At 53.5% G+C, this 19,491-nt stretch carries 20 protein-coding genes; 6 read left to right on the forward strand and 14 right to left on the reverse strand.

What is annotated here, in order from left to right:
- The 5 genes from HMPREF9412_RS27220 to HMPREF9412_RS27240 form a co-directional block, all read right to left on the reverse strand.
- Positions 1-182 (reverse strand): cold-shock protein (locus HMPREF9412_RS27220; protein WP_036673763.1); only part of this gene is annotated, 182 nt, incomplete at its 3' end.
- Between the two features lie 96 nt (positions 183-278).
- Positions 279-479 carry a cold-shock protein CspD gene (cspD, locus tag HMPREF9412_RS27225; protein ID WP_006207896.1) on the reverse strand — a complete coding sequence of 67 codons (201 nt, stop codon included), beginning with the start codon at positions 477-479 and terminating at the stop codon, positions 279-281.
- Positions 480-783: 304 nt separating this feature from the next.
- Positions 784-1,248, reverse strand: a complete 465-nt coding sequence (locus tag HMPREF9412_RS27230; RefSeq protein WP_009595080.1) for a pyridoxamine 5'-phosphate oxidase family protein — start codon at positions 1,246-1,248, stop codon at positions 784-786.
- 28 nt (positions 1,249-1,276) lie between these two features.
- Positions 1,277-2,917: a glycoside hydrolase family 5 protein gene (locus tag HMPREF9412_RS27235; protein ID WP_036673766.1), complete on the reverse strand. Its 1,641-nt coding sequence runs from the start codon at positions 2,915-2,917 to the stop codon at positions 1,277-1,279.
- Between the two features lie 227 nt (positions 2,918-3,144).
- Complete coding sequence (locus HMPREF9412_RS27240) at positions 3,145-4,326, reverse strand: acyltransferase (protein ID WP_009595076.1); 1,182 nt, start codon at positions 4,324-4,326, stop codon at positions 3,145-3,147.
- A gap of 147 nt (positions 4,327-4,473) precedes the next feature.
- Between HMPREF9412_RS27240 and HMPREF9412_RS27245 the strand changes: the two genes are divergently transcribed.
- The 6 genes from HMPREF9412_RS27245 to HMPREF9412_RS27270 all read left to right on the forward strand — a co-directional run bounded on the left by HMPREF9412_RS27245 (position 4,474) and on the right by HMPREF9412_RS27270 (position 8,992).
- Complete coding sequence (locus HMPREF9412_RS27245; protein WP_009595081.1) at positions 4,474-5,247, forward strand: amino acid ABC transporter ATP-binding protein; 774 nt, start codon at positions 4,474-4,476, stop codon at positions 5,245-5,247.
- 115 nt (positions 5,248-5,362) lie between these two features.
- Positions 5,363-6,172, forward strand: coding sequence for an ABC transporter substrate-binding protein (locus HMPREF9412_RS27250; RefSeq protein WP_009595086.1), 810 nt, complete (start codon positions 5,363-5,365; stop codon positions 6,170-6,172).
- Between the two features lie 143 nt (positions 6,173-6,315).
- Positions 6,316-6,969 (forward strand): amino acid ABC transporter permease, encoded by a 654-nt coding sequence (locus HMPREF9412_RS27255; protein WP_036664979.1) that lies wholly within the window; start codon positions 6,316-6,318, stop codon positions 6,967-6,969.
- Positions 6,970-7,012: 43 nt separating this feature from the next.
- Positions 7,013-7,663 carry an amino acid ABC transporter permease gene (locus HMPREF9412_RS27260; protein WP_009595092.1) on the forward strand — a complete coding sequence of 217 codons (651 nt, stop codon included), beginning with the start codon at positions 7,013-7,015 and terminating at the stop codon, positions 7,661-7,663.
- A 259-nt stretch (positions 7,664-7,922) separates the two neighbouring features.
- Positions 7,923-8,420 carry a hypothetical protein gene (locus HMPREF9412_RS27265; protein WP_009595090.1) on the forward strand — a complete coding sequence of 166 codons (498 nt, stop codon included), beginning with the start codon at positions 7,923-7,925 and terminating at the stop codon, positions 8,418-8,420.
- Between the two features lie 137 nt (positions 8,421-8,557).
- Positions 8,558-8,992 carry a DUF6376 family protein gene (locus tag HMPREF9412_RS27270; protein WP_009595075.1) on the forward strand — a complete coding sequence of 145 codons (435 nt, stop codon included), beginning with the start codon at positions 8,558-8,560 and terminating at the stop codon, positions 8,990-8,992.
- A gap of 90 nt (positions 8,993-9,082) precedes the next feature.
- On the opposite strand, the gene HMPREF9412_RS27275 is transcribed toward HMPREF9412_RS27270, so the two are convergent.
- From HMPREF9412_RS27275 to HMPREF9412_RS27310, 9 genes are all read right to left on the reverse strand, one after another.
- The gene (locus HMPREF9412_RS27275) at positions 9,083-10,291 is read right to left on the reverse strand and encodes a hypothetical protein (protein WP_009595091.1); all 1,209 of its coding nucleotides are present in this window, start codon (positions 10,289-10,291) and stop codon (positions 9,083-9,085) included.
- A gap of 62 nt (positions 10,292-10,353) precedes the next feature.
- Positions 10,354-10,980, reverse strand: coding sequence for a nitroreductase family protein (locus tag HMPREF9412_RS27280; protein ID WP_009595082.1), 627 nt, complete (start codon positions 10,978-10,980; stop codon positions 10,354-10,356).
- 21 nt (positions 10,981-11,001) lie between these two features.
- Positions 11,002-11,406 carry a DoxX family protein gene (locus HMPREF9412_RS27285; protein WP_009595087.1) on the reverse strand — a complete coding sequence of 135 codons (405 nt, stop codon included), beginning with the start codon at positions 11,404-11,406 and terminating at the stop codon, positions 11,002-11,004.
- Positions 11,407-11,797: 391 nt separating this feature from the next.
- Positions 11,798-11,932, reverse strand: coding sequence for a hypothetical protein (locus HMPREF9412_RS32280; protein WP_009595093.1), 135 nt, complete (start codon positions 11,930-11,932; stop codon positions 11,798-11,800).
- 71 nt (positions 11,933-12,003) lie between these two features.
- Complete coding sequence (locus HMPREF9412_RS27290) at positions 12,004-14,418, reverse strand: LamG-like jellyroll fold domain-containing protein (protein ID WP_009595079.1); 2,415 nt, start codon at positions 14,416-14,418, stop codon at positions 12,004-12,006.
- 273 nt (positions 14,419-14,691) lie between these two features.
- The gene (locus HMPREF9412_RS27295; RefSeq protein WP_009595088.1) at positions 14,692-15,915 is read right to left on the reverse strand and encodes a glycosyl hydrolase family 8; all 1,224 of its coding nucleotides are present in this window, start codon (positions 15,913-15,915) and stop codon (positions 14,692-14,694) included.
- 358 nt (positions 15,916-16,273) lie between these two features.
- The gene (locus tag HMPREF9412_RS27300; RefSeq protein ID WP_009595089.1) at positions 16,274-17,848 is read right to left on the reverse strand and encodes an FAD-dependent oxidoreductase; all 1,575 of its coding nucleotides are present in this window, start codon (positions 17,846-17,848) and stop codon (positions 16,274-16,276) included.
- Between the two features lie 28 nt (positions 17,849-17,876).
- On the reverse strand, positions 17,877-18,902 hold the full coding sequence (locus HMPREF9412_RS27305) for a zinc-dependent alcohol dehydrogenase (RefSeq protein ID WP_009595083.1): 1,026 nt from the start codon (positions 18,900-18,902) through the stop codon (positions 17,877-17,879).
- 20 nt (positions 18,903-18,922) lie between these two features.
- The coding region (locus HMPREF9412_RS27310) for a helix-turn-helix domain-containing protein (protein WP_009595084.1) at positions 18,923-19,491 on the reverse strand (569 nt) is incomplete at its 5' end.

Consider the following 19,491-nt stretch of genomic DNA (forward strand, 5'->3'; position numbering starts at 1 on the left):
TTAACTAGCTGCGGCAGGCTTCTCGTTTCCTTGACCATAGGGGAATGACACAAATGGCATACCGGTTCCGTGTCGAACGCAAAATCGTCCCGCATCCACCCTTTGCAGTCTTCCTTCGTGCATGCCCACACTTCCGTTATTTCCTCAGGAATACTCTCCATCGAGTTTTTACGCGAATACATGAACGCTCCTCCTTATTCTCGTCTTAGAAAATAGAAACGCCGTATAAAAGAAAACTGCCCTTAATGTCACACATTAAGGGCAGTCTTCAATTGTAATTACAATTTAACAACGTTCTCAGCTTGTGGTCCACGGTTTCCTTCAACGATGTTGAATTCAACGCGTTGGCCTTCGTCAAGCGTTTTGAAGCCGTCGCCTTGGATCGCGCTGAAGTGAACGAATACATCGTTTCCGCCTTCAACTTCGATGAAACCAAAGCCCTTTTCAGCATTAAACCATTTAACAGTTCCTGTTTGCATGGGGGAATCCTCCTTGATATATATTTACATGACCTTTTTTCTTCGCAGACGGAATAAAAAAATTCACATATTGCACAAGGTTACCAGAAATGACAACCCTCTACAATATGTGAATTCAGGTCGATTTCGATATTCATATCTTAACACATTTGAACGACGATAGCAAATACCTAAGCAAAAGATTCTGCGGAAAAATTAAAGTTGTCTTCTTCGGCATCATTCCGATTAAGCACGAGCAGGCATATATAACTCCTGGCATATACCGGGAGTTATATATGGAGTAGGAATTATACGAGTAACACCGTTACTTCCGCAATTCCTCAAGCGTTTCCTTCCACCGTTCCAATGCTTGATCCGGCTCGTGCAGCCGAAACCTGATAGCCGACGTAATATCCGCATACTTCGCGATATCCTCGCGAACGGCGACGACCTCGGCATCGAAACGCTGCCGCGGATGCCGGGCATCGGGCAGATCAGGAAGCGCCTGAAGTCGCAGCCGAACATAATGAGCCGCACCATCATGTATGGCCACCAAGGTTGCCTGTCCGGACCGAAGGAGATTGCCTGTCGTAACCGTTCCCTGCCATAATGCAATCCGAAGCCGGTTCCGGTCCAAGGCCAGAACCTCCCCTACGCTGAGCATGGCCGTATTCGGCCATCCATCTTCCGTTACGCTCAATAGCAGCATCGCTTCGTATTGTTTCGACTCCAGATCGGAGCCGTCCAGCCATTGGCACAATCCTTCTGATATTGCCGCCTGTTCCGTCACAGCACCATCTCTCCTTCACCTTATCCATTTAACGCGCTTCGGTAAATTCCAGCCAATCCAGCTCGATGCGTCCCTTATTCACCATGAACACCAGATCCACGGGGCCTTCCTCAATCGACATCCCCCCAGCCAGCCTATGAACGTGCCACTGTCCTTCGCCCGCGCCCGACAAGGAAATGGCTTCAGGCTCCCGATCCCCGACCTGCAGCATGATATCCACCGCACCCTCCGGAATCAGGGCCCGAACATCCAAATGAAAGATGCCTGCACCAGCGCAAAGCGCATCATAAGCAAGCCAATCGCCCTCCCGGAGCTGCACGCATACCAGGTTATCCTCCGCCCACGGCTTGCCGCCTTCCGGAGCGTAGCTCGGCTTCTCCGACTTGCCCGTCATCATCCGCATCGGAACGCCGTCAGAAATCCGGAAGCCGATATCCTGGCTGGCCTTCTTCTCGACATGATACGAAACGCCCTCGCCCCGATACCCGTAAAACTCCGCCGGAATCTGAATGGGCAGCCGGCGCAGCAGCGACCGGGCTACGTTCGGGTAGGCATCGCAGGCTTCCAGCGGAAGACGGTCCAGGTATTCGCCAAGAATCGCTTCCGCTTCGGCTGGAGACGGCTTCTCACCGCCTTCCAGGTAACCCGTCAGCTTATCCCAGCCTTCCGGCATGCGGATCGAGAACGGCGAATTCCGGGTGTTCATCTTCTTCCAGGTCCAGAAGTTCCAGGATATGTTATGGTCCTCGAACATCCGGAAGGCCCCCGTATACCACTGCGGGTTGTTCTCCCCGCCTTCTCCCATGAAGATCGGCACGTTCCACTCCTCACGCAGATCGATATACTTCTGAATGCTCTCCGTGTCGGGATTGTTCCAATATTTATGGAACTGCAGCATCAGGTTATCATCGAATTTATCGTCAAAAATACTCCAGTCCGTAGACCAGTGCACACCTTCCAGAATGATCATATGACGCTTGTCCACTTCGCGTATGGCCGCGGTGATTTCCTTATACAGCGGCATCACCCGGTCATTGTACTCGCTGAACCAGTCGGGCAGCGGTTCGTTAAGCAGGTCGTAACCGGCAACGATCCACTCGTCTTTATATCGTTCCGCCAGCATACGCCACAGCGCCACGGTCCGCTCCGCGTTCAGCCGATCCGTGAACAGCTCCGGCAAATCCCGCTCGGAATCGTCGATATTGGCGCCGGTTTGTCCGCCGGGTGCGCCGTGCAAATCCAGAATAACATACAGCGAATACGTCCTGCACCAATCGATCACCCGATCGATGAGCCTCAGATGGCCTTCATGATAGGCAAACGGCGGATGCTGCCCTTCCTCCATGATAAACCTGGCATTGATCGGTACCCGGATGGAATTGAAGCCTTCCGCGGCGATCTGCCGGATATCGGCTTCTGCGATATACCGATCATAATAGGTCTCCCAGAACGCGGCCGCCTTCTGCTCGCCGATCAGCTCCCTGATCATGCCTTCGATGCGCCGCGGGCGGTCTCCCTGCTCCGGCATCTTCCACATGTAGCCTTCCGGCAGCAGCCAGCTACCAAGCCCGACCCCCTGCAGCAGAATTTCCTGCCCGTCCCCGTTCACCACGCGTTTACCGTTCGCCTTAACGAAACCGCTTACCAAAGGATTTCTGCTATCATTCATATTGGCATTCCCTCGCTTCCATGTCTGTAACGAATGTAATTGACCTGTACCTATCAACGACGACATTCCACCCATTAGGCCAAACATCAAACAAAATATAACATGTCATGCAGGGCAATAAGCCTCAATCCGAAAATCAGGGAATCGTCCTGAAATATCGGCCGCCGGCCAACCGAAAAAGGCGCTCTCCTCCTATCGAGGATAACGCCTTTTCCATATTCCCAAAATTAGGATGATACCTCCGTCGCTGGCTTGACCGGAACCGAAGGAATGGATGCTTTTCCCTTCGGCAAGCTGCCCGGCAGCTTACCGAAGAAGATCCAGGTCCAGCCTCCCAGGCGGCCAATGCCGTAGACCGCTATATACGAAACCGCCACCGCGCTGACAAGCCCGCCGGCATACCACGCGAGCAGCAGCCAGGAGTTCTCCGTCCGCGGAGGAAAGTCCCGGTAAAAGAGCAGCACCAGCGGATGCACCAGATAAACGCCGAAGGAATAGACTCCGAGCCGTCTGAACCCGTTCAACCACCAAGCGTTCTTATTCCCGAACAGCAGCGCGACCTGGAGCATAACCAGGGCGGTGGTTAACGTATGCACATTCCAAAAGGCATCGTAGAGCAGCGGGTGATATTCCGTCCCCAGCAGCCGCTGATTGTATCGAAGGCCGATATGCACCAGCGCGGCGCCCAGCCATACCGCCCAGAGCAAGATCCAGCCCAGCTTGCGCAGCGCCGGTCTTGCTGCCTGCTGCGCTGATGTCAGCCAGTTCTTAACCCGGTCATAATAGATCCCTATCCATGCCCCGAGAAAATAGTACGACAGAAACGACAGCGACCAGCTGTTCCGGTTCGTTACGTCCCACCAGGCATCATTGCCGATGTAGAACAACCACTGCAGCACAATGCCGACCAGCACGCAGACCGCCGCGAAGCCGCGGAATCGCTTGAGCAGCATCAATACGAGCGGGAACAGCACGTAGAACTGAATGTTAATGAAAATGAAATACAAGTGCGTGTAGGATTTTCCCGTCACCAGCTTGGGCCAGAAGCTCTCCAGCATCGCCGCCAGATCGGACTCGCCCCCGCGATGATACCAGGCCACCGTAAAGAACAAAACCGAGAACAGCACATACGGCACCAGGATATACATCAGCCGGTTTTTGAAGAAGCGCCCAAGGTCACGGCCCTTGAACGGGCGGTGATAATAGTTATAGAACAGCACGAAGCTGCTCAGAAATATGAAGGTCGTCGTTCCAACCTTCGAAAATATGTTCAGGAAGTTATACAAGCCAAAAAAATCGTCCCCGCGCATCTGAACTGTGGCGAACGACGTCGCATGCACCATCAGCACGCCCATCATCGCAAAGCCCCGAACCAGGTCGATTTCGGTTAGTTTTGCACGTTTCTCCATGTTGCCTCCTTCATAAGATTACGCCCCCTATTATATCTCACTCCCCACCGCTTGGATACTAAATTTTCCTAAAAGTGGCATGGAACAAGCTCCCTTTGCCATACCAGTGTAAAAAGGGCCTGGCACCCAAACAGGACAATAGCTTACATGCATGCAGGCGTCCAATTCGAAGTGAATAGGAGGGGATTTCTACTGATTGAATTTAGCCGCGTCAACAAATTTTTCGGAACCTTCCATGTTCTGAAAGAAATCGACCTGACCATTTCCCAGGGGGAAGTCGTTGTCATCGTTGGACCTTCCGGCTCCGGCAAAAGCACGCTCCTGCGCTGCATCAATCGGCTTGAAAGCATTACGGATGGCGAGCTCGTCGTGAATGGCGTGAAGCTGCATGACAGAAAGATCGACATCAATACATTCAGGCGGGATATCGGGATGGTCTTCCAGCACTTTAACCTGTATCCGCACAAAAAGGTGATCGACAACATCATTCTGGCGCCCATGAAGGTGCTGGGAATGTCGAAAGCGGAGGCGACGGAAAAAGCGATGACATACCTGCAGCGGGTCGGGATCGCGGACAAAGCGGACAGCTATCCTTCCCAGCTCTCGGGTGGCCAGCAGCAGCGGGTCGCGATTGCCCGCGGATTGACCATGAATCCGAAGATCATGCTGTTTGACGAACCGACGTCCGCGCTTGACCCGGAGATGATCGGCGAGGTGCTCGATGTCATGCGCTCGCTCGCCCACCAAGGCATGACCATGGCCGTCGTTACGCATGAGATGGGCTTCGCACGCGAAGCCGCGGACCGGATCGTCTTTATGGACGAAGGCCGGATCATCGAGGACGCTCCGGCTGCCGAGTTCTTCAATCAGCCGAAGGAAGAAAGAGCGCGGGCGTTTCTGAGCCGCCTGCTGCATCACTAGCCGGTGAAGAAATCGGATACGGAACGTACGGACGAAGATGGAACTTCGCCAATGCTGCTCCTTGGGAGCTTAACGAGTGAAGAGAAAATAACTTTTTTAGGGGGAAGCGAAAGATATGAAGAGAAGATTTACGGGGACCTTCAGGTGGAGCGCGGCCCTGCTGGCGCTAGTCATCATGCTGATCGCATCCGGATGCGGGGGGTCAGGCAGCACGGACACCCTGGAGGCGATCAAAAAACGGGGCAAGCTGGTGGCCGGCGTGAAATATGATACGAAGCTGTTCGGACTGCAGGACCCGGCCACTGGCAATGTGGAGGGTTTCGATATCGACATCGCCAAAGCGCTGGCCAAAAAAATTCTCGGCGACGAGACCAAGGTCGAGCTGAAGGAGGTCACCTCCAAGACCCGGATCGACATGCTGAAGAACGGGGACATCGACATCATTATTGCCACGATGACCATTACGGAGGAACGCAAGGAACAGGTGGATTTCAGCGATGTCTATTTTGAGGCCGGCCAATCCCTGCTCGTGAAGAAGGGCAGCCCGATCACGGGTCTGGAAAGCCTGAACAAGGATACGAAGGTTCTCACGGTAAAAGGCTCCACATCCGCGCAAAATATCCGCGAGAAAGCGCCTGACGCGGTCATTCTCGAATTCGAGAATTATCAGGATGCCTTCACCGCGCTCAAAGCCGGACAGGGGGATGCCCTGACCACCGACAATTCCATCCTGCTTGGCATGCAGCAGCAGGACCCGAGCTTTGAGCTGGTCGGCGGCAACTTTACCGATGAGCCGTACGGCATGGCGATCAAGAAAGGAAACCCGGAATTCGTGAAGACCGTCAACGAGCTGTTGAAGGAGCTGAAGGACAGCGGCGAATACGACAAACTATATGAGCAATGGATGGGCGTAAAGCCGGAATAACCGCCGCAAGACTTGGCCTGGCCGGGCCGGAGGAGGCGTGCCCCCTGACCGGGAGCCATCCCGGTTTACTGCGGGAAAGGCCCGGCCTTCCTTCGACCGGCCGAAACGATCATCATCCCTATTGGAGGTGAAGCCTTGTGACCTTGTGGGATTTCAACATTCTGGTCGAGCATTGGGATCAATTCATGGCCGGCCTGGGCCAGACCATTCTCGCCAGCCTGCTGGGACTGATCGGCAGCTTGGTGCTGGGCACCTTCATCGCCATTATGCGGATTGCTCCATTCCGCGTCTTGAAGGCGATCGGCACCATTTATGTCGAGTTTATCCGCAACATCCCGCTGCTCGTGGTTGTCTTTTTCTTTTTCCTGGGCCTGCCCGCCCTCGGCATACCGGTCGACCCGTTCACCTCGGGCACGCTCGGGCTGATGGTGTATACGGCTGCCTTCATTGCCGAAGCCATTCGGGCAGGCATTCAGGCGGTACCGTCAGGGCAGTCGGAAGCGGCTCGCTCCTCCGGACTGAGTTATATCCAGAATATGCGCTACATCATTCTTCCGCAGGCGGTCAAAATCGTACTGCCGGCCATCGGCAACCAATTGATCAACCTGGTCAAAAACTCCTCGGTCCTGGGCGTTATCGCTGGACTCGACCTGATGTATTATGCCGATCTCATTAACCTGAGCACCTTCAAAGGCATACCCGTCTACACGTTTGTGGCCCTGTTCTACCTGCTCCTGACCGTTCCGCTCAGTCTCGCGGTCCACTATATGGAGCGCCGATTCGCGAGAAGCAATTGATGTTACGTTCGAAGTTTGCCTAATATACAGGAGGTGGCATGAGATGGATTTTATCGGTGCATACTCCTGGCCAAACCTGCGATATCTCCTTCAAGGCTTTTGGATCACGGTGCAGGTTGCCGGCTTATCCATTATATTCAGCTTCATCATCGGAACCGTGCTCGGGACCGTGAGGTATACGAAGACCCCCTTCCTGTCGAGGACCACGGCTTTTTTGGTGGATATTATCCGCAATCTGCCGCTGCTGCTGATCATATTCTTCATCGGCATGGTGCTGCCCCAGACCGGGATACGAATCCCGACCTTCTGGGCGGCTGTTGTCGGACTGAGCATTTTTGAAGGGGCCATGATCGCCGAGATCGTACGCAGCGGCCTCGTATCGGTGGATAAAGGGCAGATCGAAGCGGCCAGGGCCTCGGGCCTCTCTTATATGCAGACACTGCGGCACGTCATTCTTCCGCTGGCGCTGCGCCGGATGTCCCCGCCCATGGTGAGCCAGTTCATCTCGCTCATTAAAGACACATCGCTCGCCGTGATCATTTCGCTGCCTGAGCTGATGCGCAACGTGCAAATCCTTAGCGGTTCCAGCTATTCCTATGTCATCCCGGCCCTTGTCTTTGCATCCTTGCTGTACTTTACGCTGAATTATCTGCTGTCCATCATCGCCAAACGTCTGGAAGCAAGGCAGATATAGCCCCTGCTAAGCGTTCGCTGCTTTCTGCATGGACTGCCACCACCATGTTACAAAGGGCGCCTGCCCGCCATAGACGTGTACGTCCAATCCTGCTCCGCAGCCATTTATGGCTTGCGGGGTATTTTCCGTTTCTTCAGCAGCCAGCCCCTGCGTTTCCTAAACCAGGCTCTACCCCCCAGCCATTCTTTGGCAAGCGCCTGCAACAATGGCGATACTCCCCTCGTCTAAATACATAATCATCCCGAAAGGAGACGCCGATATGAAAAAAGGCTTTCTCGCCATGATGGCTCTTTCCCTTACGGTTGGACTATGGCTTGGCGCTGATCACTCCACGGCATCCGCCTTGTCATGCGCGGAGCCTCGCAAGGTTACCGAGGAGTTAAAAACCTCGGATGCGGTATTCAGGGGCACGTTAGCCTCGTCCCACCCTAAAGCCGACATATCCAAAAGTAAATATACTTTCCAAGTTTCCGAGTGGTGGAAAGGAGAATCGGCTGCCCCTACCGTCACCCTATATTCCAATGGCTGGGAATCCTTTGAAACAGGCAAGGAATATATCGTGTTCGCCGACAATAGCGGGCAAAAGCTCAAACCCCATCTATGCGGGAATACGGGTCCTTCCTCATCCGTTGACGTAAATTCGCTTGGAAAAGGCATCCAGCCCGAGAAGCCCGCTCCATCAACCGAAAGCCCAAGGCCGGGCGGCATCCTGGCAGGTTTGATTGAACTCATTCGTTTCCTGCAGGGCAAATATTAATCCTGCCGGCAACCGGCGTTCTGCTTAAGGCCTGCCTGAAAGCACCTGCCCGCTCACGCGAAAAAAATACAACCATTCTCCATGTCATCCGTATACAACGTAAAAGAACTGCGTTTTAAACGACAGGAGGATGAGAAATGATCAAACGATTATTGCTGATTTCACTTGTACTGGGAGTTCTCTCCGGATGTTCCTTGGTGGACAGCGTGAACAATTCCTTGGATTATACGAAGGAAGCAACGACCTTTATCAATGAAGCTTCCCAATTTGCCGAGTCCATCCCGGAGCTCGCCCAGCAGGCAGCCACCAATACGGATGCCAAGGAAACGCTGACCCAGCAGCTCGAAGCGATGAAAACCCGGATCTCGGAGTTTAACGGCATCGAAGCCCCTGCCTTTGCGCAGACGATCCATGAACAGCTGGTCGGATTAAACGACACGCTGCTGACCGACATCAACGGTTATATGGATCAAATCCAGAACGGAGTGACCGACTTCCAGAATTCCAACATCGTTCAAACCGTCAATAAAATCAACGAAACGATGGATATGCTCCAGAATCTCCAGCCATAATCATGCAATCCCTTGCCGACAGCACAGCAGCCCTGCTCTTCAGGAGCAGGGCTGCTGTGCTTGCTTCGTTATGTATGTGTGTTTCGTTCCTTACTTAAAAAAGGATTCCAGATTGGCGGTAAGCGTCTGCTTTACGACATATCGCGTCCCGTCTTCGCTTGGGGCCATAATCCAGGATGTCCCTTGGTAGCCTGCTTCATCCCGAGGGTCCCAGGCCACAATGAACTGCCAACCGTCGCCGAAGCGTTCATCGTATTCTTGGCTATAACCGTATGCGATATTCTCGCGCGAAACCGATTCGATGGACATATGCTGAACGCTTTCAATAGATTTCATCCATTCCGTAAATTCCACCATGTCCCGGTCATACTGACCTGAGAAATATCCCTCGCCCCCGCCCGACATCGTGTGAAAGGTTTCTGCATCCTCCGCCTGCGCTGCCTGATACAGCAAGGAAACGGTCTGCACCGGGTTCCATACGGGCTGCTTCGCTTTCGCGGCAAAGAATGCCCTGTCTTCAGCGGTATGCTGGATTTCTACCGCGATAAGCTCTTCCATCGTCGCTTCCCTTCCAAGCTCGTAAGCCCCCGGATAAACCGTGGATTGCTCCACCACTTTAAGCCCATCCGCGAACGCCGTCACAAACCACAGATTCTGATCGCCCTGGCTCAGCTCCTCCAGTACGATCTCAGCCTGGCTCCCGTACGTAAGGGATAACAACCGGCTGCTTACCTCATCCAGCCCTTCTTTATCAAACAGCTTGAAGCGTTCCGCTCTCACTTCACGTTTGCCCGCCTCTTCGAACAGCACCTTCAGCATGGTTGGGGACATTCGGACGCTCGGAATGTCGGCATGACGGAAATACGAAGCGGAATCGTTAGCCTGGAGCGCTTCGTACATGTCGAGAACCGCTTCGACGGGATCGCGATTAGACTCTCCCTCCGGCTGCTCAGCCTCTTGCTTGACCTGGCGATGGCTCGGATCTTCCTGCGGGAATGCCGTACGCAAGCTCTCCTTAGCCGCCGACGGCATTTCCGCTGGTTTCGCGGTTTCCTCTGCACCCGGTGCAGCAGCAGTCGGTGGAGTTATCTGTTCGGCTATCGGCGCCTCCTTCGCGCAAGCTGCCAGCATCATCATGATGACGGCCAAAACCATGAGCTGTCCATTCCGCCGATATGGCCGCTTCCCCCTTTTCATTTCGTTCACCCCCGTTATATAACGAAAAACCGGTATAACGCCGATACCGACCTCTTTATATTCATCATCGTCATTATGGAGAGGAATGTTTATCATGGACATAAAAAAAGCTCCCGCCAGGTTTAAAAACCTGCTTGAGAGCTTCTTCTCCTATCTTGCATCCCTTAAAATCGGTTATAGCTTACAAATTCCAGTACCGGCTTGCGGTAGCCGCGGGGACGCGGTTTGCGCGCATCCTCCTTGCCGATCGCGATCAGCATGGCGGGCACATAATCGTCCGGAATATTCAGTTCCTTCTGCAGGGCATCGGGATCAAATCCGATCATCGGGCAGGTATCCCATCCCTTGTCCTTGGCCACCATCATCAATAACATCGCGGATAGGCTGGCATTCCGAATGGCTTCATCCCTCATAAAGGTTTCTCCGCCCGCTTCATAAAAGTTCGTGACCGATTCAACCGTCATGTCATATTCAAGCTTGTCGATCACGCCCAAATTCAGAAAACCCTCGTTCATTCTTCCGATATCCTCGTAGGCCCGCTTATTCCCCAGCACCACGAGGACGGCCGACGCGGTGAGTATCTTGTGCTGCTTGTTGGCGGCTTCGTAAACTGTGTGCTTGATATCGGGATCCTTAACCACCACATAGTGCGTGTGCTGTAAATTAAAAGCCGAAGGAGCATATTTAACCTCATTAAAGATATCATTCAAATCCTGATCCGGGATTTCAATCCCTTCCATAAACAGATTAGCCGATCTCCGGCTCTTAATTAATGTTGTCAGATCACTCATATCTGCACGCCCCCGTCATGATTAGTTAAAGATTACCGCATCCAGCGAATATGCGCCTGCACTCGTGAGTGCCAATGCAACGGCCACTGCGATCAACAGCAAATTATACTCGTATCCATTCGCTGTGGACCAATACCCGTTTTGGCCATGCACCTTCACGATGGCACCCAGCATCGTCAGCGTGATCAGCGCTGCGCCGAGCACCGTGAGAAATCCGGCTGCCAGCAGCAGCCCGCCAACCAGCTCCATTAGACCTGACAACACCGCGATCGCGACGCCAGGCTTAATGCCCACCGATTCCATCCAGCCGCCGGTCCCTTTCGGACCGTAACCGCCAAACCATCCAAACAGCTTCTGCGCTCCGTGCGCCATGAACGATAACCCGACCACCAAACGAAGTATCAACAATCCAATATCTATAGCCATTTTGTACGCCTCCATATTCATGTTCATTATTTATAGAAATTCATCGACACGATCCATAGATATCTTAATATAAAGATATATAGGTGTAGAATGATTAACCTGCTTTACTTCGCTAACGTTTATGCACTTTACACTTACTCCTTTCAATTGACTAACTTTTATATAGTCGCTTAACTTAATATCAAGATATATGATGTTCGTTCTTCTGTCAACCGTTATTTTTAAAAATAAGCGCTGTAAAAAAACATCCCTGCCATTTTCCCGGCAAGGATGCTTCGTATGGCTATTATCTCACTGTCACAAAGCGGAATGTCTTATAACAGCAAAAGAGGGCATCCCTGCCAAAGCAACTTTGGGGCCCCCTTCTTTCGTTCCATCAAATACAAGTGAATTATTCCTTGACTGCACCGATCGAGATGCCGCTCGTGAAGTATTTCTGGAACATGATGAAGATGATAAGCATCGGTATGGCGGCCACCGTAGCCCCGGCCATTTTGTAGGCAAAGTTCGAATTGAGATCCTGCATCAGGGTGGCCACCCCGACCATCAGCGTCTTCACGGCTGCCGCGATGGAGCCTCATTCATGACGGCGGCCGACTACTCGGCCAGCTTCTTGATTTCACTTTCGGTCAGCGCCTTGTTATACATCCGCACCTCATCCAAACTTCCGTTAAAGTAAGGGTCTGCCGCGAACCGGCTTTTTCCTAAATAAGCCTCCGTGGTCAGCAGCCGGCTTGGGTTCAGCTTCATGTGATCGCCGGAGGAAACCATTTGTCCGTTCACGTATAATTTGCCCGTATCCCCCTGAAGGGTTACGGCGACATGGGTCCACGCATTCACCGGAAGCGGCGCGCTGCCAAGGAGGCTCTGGTCTCCGCCGTTGCCGTGAATCGTAAACTGAAGGACGCCGGCGTGCTGGGATGGCGTAAGGAACATATGCCTGGCGAGCCCGCTGCCGGCATCCAGCACCCGCTGCCACGGTGCTCCTCCCTTCCAATACACCCAGGCCGCAAAGGTAAAGTCCTCTGTATCGGTGACCCGATTTTGCAGTTCAATATAGCCGTCCGAGCCATTAAAATCCATTCCGCCTCCCTGCCGGCTCTTCTCATTCCACCGGACTCCGCCAAGGATCTTTCCATGAAATCCGTTATCCGAGACGTCGAACGCCGTGCCTTCTTTATTCTCGCTGAACGGATAGCCCAGCATAAGCGGCCCTGCGGACTGCTGCAGTACGGTCACGTCAAACGCTTTGGAAGCCTTCGCTTTACCGCTCGTAATCTGAGCGGTCAGCGTAACCTGCGCATCCCCCGCTCCGGCTGCAGGACGATTCAGCTTACCCTCCGCCGATATGACTTCGGGATGAGAGGAGGTCCAGCGAATGATTGCACCGCCGGAAGCCTCGGACGGCAAAGCCAGATCGTAGAAAATTTCGCTCACATCCCCGAGGGACAGATCACTTTTCACGGCCTCCACGAGTTCCCGGTCGCTGCGATCAAGCTGACGCGCGCCCCACACCGCGGTACCGTCCGCCGAAAGAGCCGTAAAGGTCATCATCTGCCGCTTCGCTTCGGGGTCCCATTGCGGAGTCATTACGCCTTTATAACGCTTTCCATCCAGCGTAAGCGTCACATCCCGCTTTCCGCTGATCTTCCACGCGCCCTCGGCTGCACCCGTTACTTTGCCGTTCTTATGAAGCTCGATCGGCATCGATTCTTTGATGACGGACGAAATATCTTTCCCGTGTTGAATCAGCTTATAGTCTCCGGCCGCATCTTTCGGCGTGACTTTCTTAGGCTCCTTAGCCTCCTCGCCCGCGTAACGGTATGGAGCCGATACCGGCCAGCCGTCCTGATTCATATACAATTCATGCACACGGATCTCATGCTCTTCCCCCCGCTGCGGGAAGCGGCTGTGAAAGATAAGGAATGTTCGTCCACTCCGCTCATCGTAGTAGACGGAGTTATGGCCAGGGGACACGGCCCCGGTGCCGATCCCCGTTCCCGGATCGCCGACCAGGCGTTTGAACAAGTAGTTCCCCATCAGCTTCACGCCATACGGTTCAATCGAACGGTCGTCAAAAAGCGGAAGGGAAGGATCGGCCTTCACTTCTCTCATGTCGTTGCCCTCCGCATCGTAGAAAGGACCATCCGGATTTTTGGATCGGACCACCCGCATATTGTAGCCGCCAACCGCATCCAATCCCCCGTACGACAGGTACAGGTAGTAATAATCCGTGGCCGGGTTATAAACCATGTAAGGGCCTTCGATCCGGCTGTGATTGCCTCCCAGCAGCTTCTTCCCGTATCCTTGCCCAGGCAGCGGTTTTCCGGTCTTGGGGTCCATCTCCATAATGAAAATGCCGCCGGAATAGGAGCCGTATACCATCCACAGCTTGCCGTTCTTATCGAAGAACACATCCGGATCGACGACATTCGGGTGCTTTGTTGCATCATAGATGGTACCATCCTCACTGATTTCGTCCCACATGCCGGATTTCAGAATGATGCCGGTGTCCTTATACGGGCCTTCGATCTGATCGGCAACGGCGATCCCCATGGCGGATCGCGGAGAATCTCCTTTGCACGCGTTATAGTACATATAGAATTTGCCGTCTGCCAGTTGAATCACGTCGGCCGCCCACAACGTATCGCTTTGCGCCCATTCCAGCGTTTCCTTCAGCTCCTCCGTTACGTTCGGAATCAGCGGATTGCCGGTCGCAACCCCGGACGCGACCATGTCCCAGCTCATCAAGTCCTTCGATTTGGCCGCGGCCAGATGGGAACCGAACACATAGTAGGTATCCCCTGTTTTGATCACGGACGGATCGTGCACGGATGCCTCCCGGAATAACGGTGCCTTCTGTGCATTCTCACCCTTCTTCAGCGGAGCCGCCTCCGCGTATACGTCAGGAACGCCGGCCGCAGGGCCTTGGCCTGCCGTACTTAAGCCTCCAGCCATTAAAATTACGGCAATTCCTGCCGCAGCCGTCTTACGCAGCATGTTTTTCTTCATACGATTCTCCCTTCGCCTCATTTTTTGTAAACCCTTACATAAATAAAAAAACAAGATGCCCATTATGGTGATAGCTCTGGTTGTTTAATTTAGGATAATATAAAACGTTTTATATTTGATAAGATATTAACACTGCCCTTTATGAAATATCAATGCTAATTCTTATTAATTTACTTCGAAAATCAATTAATGGTAGGAAAGACCCAAAAAAACCTGATCCGTAACGGATCAGGTTTCATTTTATATTTATATAAAGTTAAAGGGCGTTATGCGTTAATATGTCCACCAATTTCCCGACATGACAATCATCGAGAACAGCTTGATGCTCTCCTCATAATATCCCTCTGCAGATGCGTTCGCTGTATAATTCCATACCGAATTCAGCCAGCTCTGGTGACTGGACGAAGTCATCGCGCTTACGCCGAACGGTGCATAGAACGCTCCGCTGTTATAAGTCACCAGCGCGGTCCCGTTCAGATTATACCCTGCCTTGATATTGGCAGGATTGCTGTTTGCAGCCGACTTAATGAACGTGTTCATTTTATTCAATTGATTCAGCGCGCGCGTATCGCCGGTCATCAGATAGTCGGTCGTTATCCGCCATGGAGTCCGTGCCGAGTTGTAGTAATATTTTCCGTCGTTCGCCCCCTCCAGGAATCCCGCTGCCGCTGGCTGATAATTGCCGCTCGACATCACAACGAAATCCGGAAGCAAACCGGTATTGGAGCTATAACCGTTATAGATGGAGTTGATGATCGTATAGGTTTTGTTGATGACGTTATCCCAACGGGCATCGCCGGTAGCCGCACGGAACGCCTTCATATGGTTCAGCATGAAATCCGATGGCCGCGTGGCGGTATTGTAGTTGCCGCTGGTAGCCCAATCGCCCAAACGCAGCGTCCATTGCGACTGATTGACGTCATTGCTCATGATGGCATTGATGATATCCTTCGCGGCCTGCAGGTAATTGATCGATCCGCTGCTTCCCCACTGCTTGTCCGCAAGCAGGAGTGCGTAAGCTATATCCATATCGCCGTCCGTTGCCGAGTTGGCCCCCTCTATATTCTGGAAGCTGCTGTTCTGTTTCCACGCCATCAGATACGGATTGTTATCACTCGGATGCGCCTTGTAATAGCGATATAACCCATCGAAATACGACTGCGCATTGCTGTCGTATCCCGCCATCAGAACGGTGAAAATCATCCCGTAACCATGAGCCTCGGATACCGTCTCGCCCGCGGAATTGTATTTGACGTAATATTGCCCGGTTGCAGCCGGCTTCAGAAAAGACCCTTTCCAGCTGTTCCATTTGCTCTTGACCGCATTATCCATCGCGGTCTGCGTTACGTTGTTCGGTTTAATCGAACCGCTCGTATAGGACGTATGCTGGGGAAAAGGCTTGTTGGCCGCCAGGGACAACCCCGCCGGCAAGATCAGCAGAACTGCGCAGACCAACGCCGCCGACTTACGGATAATCGAATTTCGGAATACTTTCATCAACGTTTCGCTCCTTTGGTTTTCGAATTGGAAAGCCATGACCGCTACAGCCTGGTAAACCGGTTTCGGTATAAACCACCACCCTTCCCATGATCGATGGAAACGAGGAGACTGCCCGTATGTATAAGTACCACGAAGTTTGATGATGTCCGATATGCAACTGCCTTCATATATAATGAGGTAGGATCCATATCTACTACAAGTATAATAGAATTGTATATTATTGTAAATTAATAGTTTGCCGGTCATAATTCGTCTACCAGCATGAATAACCGTCTTTCCGCAAGCAGTATCCCACTGTCCGGAAAGACGGCTATCGTTATTTCGGTTAGCATTCCCTTTATTTCCGGGCAGGACGTCAAACGGCATGAATGGACGGCCATGACCGTTCGATCCCCTGTTCCGTCAATCGCCGCTGAAAAGCCTCCAAGTGCTCAGGGGTATTCCGTACTTCCCGCGGCTTCAGTCCATGCTCTATGCAATAAGCGGCCAAATGGCCGGCTGCCTCGCCGATATTCCATTCCACGGGATGCAATCGATAACACCCGTTCGTGATATGCGTCGTGCCGATATTCTTGCAGGCTGCCAGCACGTTAGCTACCCGTACCGGAATCAGGCTCCCCATCGGAATTTGGAAGGGCAGGCTCGAAATATCGATATACGTCCGCAATCCCGTGCTTGGATGCAGATCGATCCGGTAGCAGCCGATGCCAACGGAATCGTGAAACGTCTCCGCCCGCCCGTCCGGACGGCATTCGGCGGCAATATGCTGCTCCTTCACGGTAAATTCGGCGCGGATCCGGCGGGATTCACGGATATAAGGGGCTTTTGCCAAGCCATCCTTCGTCCCCATCACGTCCGGCCGAAGCCGGAGTCCGGGATATCCCTTTCCGCCATCAGGCCGCGGGGCTTCCGTCTGCATCCAATAGAGCAGGGACAAACTCAGCTGCCTGGATTCCTCCAGATGCCGTTCCCGTTCTTCCGGGCCGACATCAATAATGGAGCCGAGCCAATAATCGTTCTGCGGCCAGTTCACGACCGTAACGCTGCTGTCAAACACCCCGCCTTCGAAATGCTCCCGATTCAGGATCTGCCGGTATTTCCACAGGGAAAACGATCGGCCATCCGGAAATAAGCTGTAGGTGACCGGCTCCAGCGTATGCGGTACTAGCCCCGTCCAGCTCAGCATGGCATCGGGCCAGAAATCCGCCCGGTAGCTCTTCCAGAAATCGTACCGATCCGGCTTCGGGATGGTATGATCCTCGCCCTCCCGGTAATCCATCGCGAAGCACCAAGTGAAAGCCTGCATGTCCGCCCGGTCCGCCGGACCGGATAAAGCATGCGGCTCACCGGTCTCTTCCGCCGACTCGGAACCCGTCACGTATTCGATGCCGGCCAGCGGGAGCAAGTCCCCCTCCTCGGTAGCATCGAGGAAAAATGCGCCGGTCAGCTTGACGATGTCGCCGGATCTGCTGTCCCGCAGCCGGACGGAAGTTACCTGATCCCCGCCGGACTCCGCTTCCATCAGCGTTTGCTCCGTAAGGATCGTTAACCTTCCGCTGTTCACGTAAGGTGCCAGCATCCCCTGCAGCACGGCCAGCGCCGCTCGGGGTTCATGGGCAATGCCGCTGACCAGGGCGCTGCCTGGATTCAGGTAACGCTCTTGCCGCGATTCGGCCCGGAGCGGAAATAACTCCTTATAATAATCGCGGACCCGATTCCGGAATTCACGGTAGCTGGCCGTGCAGCCAAACTGCTCGATCCAGGGATGCTCGTCGGGCGGTACGCCCTGACTTGTAATCTGGCCGCCGAGCCAATCGCTCTCTTCGGTCATAATCACGCGTTTTCCCGCCTTCGCCGCCGCAAGCGCAGCGGCACAGCCGCCGAGTCCTCCGCCCAGAATGACGATATCCGCCTCTATATGATTCCCCATATGCACCGCACCTCGATATCGCTGTATTCTAGTCGGCTTTGGCACCAACCGTCTCATGATCGTATTTAAATATCGTTCCGAGCGTCGTTGACCCGGGGCCGTAACGCTCATAAGCCTTGCCCGCCTCATCTACGGGGACCACATGTGAGATCAGCGGTTTGATCGAGATTCTCCCTTCGGCCAACAAACGAATATATTCCGCAATGTTGCGGCCTTCCGTCCATCGCACAAAGCCGATCGGATAATCCGTATTGTTGAGTTCATAACTTGCGTCGTACCGGCCCGGACCGCCGGCCCGCGATATGAGCACCTGCGCTTCCTTGCCAAACATCCGCTCCCTGGCGTAGGTCATGGATAAATCGCCGACAATGACGATTTTGCCCTTATCCCGAATCCATGTCATCGACGCGTTGATGAGCTCTTCACCGGGACCGCTCGCGCACAGGATGACGCTGTCGGCTCCATGTCCGCCCGTCATCCGCCCAACCTGCTCCTCAAGCTGCTCCTGGTTATTATAAGCATAGGCAATATGCCGTTTCATCCCCTGCACCCGCTCCGGGTTCAGGTCAAATCCTGCAACGGGGCAAGCCGCCGCATGCGCGATCTGGGCAATGATCTGCCCCAGGATGCCAAGCCCGACCACCACGGCCGATTCGCCGAAGCGCAGATCCGCAACCCGCAGGGCATGGATCGCAATCGCTCCCAGCCCCGCAAAAGCGGCCTCCTGCGGATTCACCCCGTCCGGGACGATCGCCGTCAGGTTCGAAGGCACGGTAAGCCACTGGGCATGGCGCACGTAGGGTGCTCCATAGCAGGCCACCCGTTGACCGACGGCAAGCCCCTTCACGCCTTCACCCAAGTCTTCGACGATCCCCACCGCGCTGTAACCCATAATGACTTTTTGATCCGAAGCCCTTCGTATAAAGATCATTTCTGTACCCGGACTGACCGCCGAGTATTCGGTGCGAATCCGCACATGACCTGCCGGCAATTCCGCCGGCCTCTCGATATGATCAACGATCACGTTTCCATGAATCGTGGCAACAGCCTTCATATGGACCCTCCTGCTCCACCTTATTTTCCTGATGCTTTCCGATATTCGCTCGGCGAGACGCCGCTGTATTTCTTAAAGGTCGTCGTAAATGTGGAAGAGTTCGAATACCCTGTTTTCTCTCCGATTTCGGCAATGCTGAGATCCGTGTTCCGCAGATATTCACGCGCATGCGATAATCGGACTTTGTTCAAGTACTCCACGTAATTGACGCCGAATGTTTTCTTGAAATAATTGGAGAAGTATTTCGAGCTGGTGTCCAGCACTTCGGCCATATGGTCCAAATAGAGGTTCTCCATGTAATGCAGTTCGATGTATTGGGAGATGAATGCGGGATTCAGCTTGCTTCGCGGATCGTGGTTCCGCGTATTGGCCACCACGCGCATCACTTCCATCAGCGCCTTCTGAATCTCTTCATAGGTGAAGGCTTGATCGACCTTGCGGATGAAATCACTCTCCAGCCGGAACAGCTCGTTGCGGTCAACGGACGGCGAATCCGCCTGCTTCATGACGAGGAAGAACATGCTCTTCGCAATATGCACCATCTGATGGTGATGGATGCGAAGATCCGCATTCTGCTGGAAAATATCGC

Source organism: Paenibacillus sp. HGF5 (assembly GCF_000204455.1).
Lineage (GTDB): Bacteria > Bacillota > Bacilli > Paenibacillales > Paenibacillaceae > Paenibacillus_AQ > Paenibacillus_AQ lautus_A.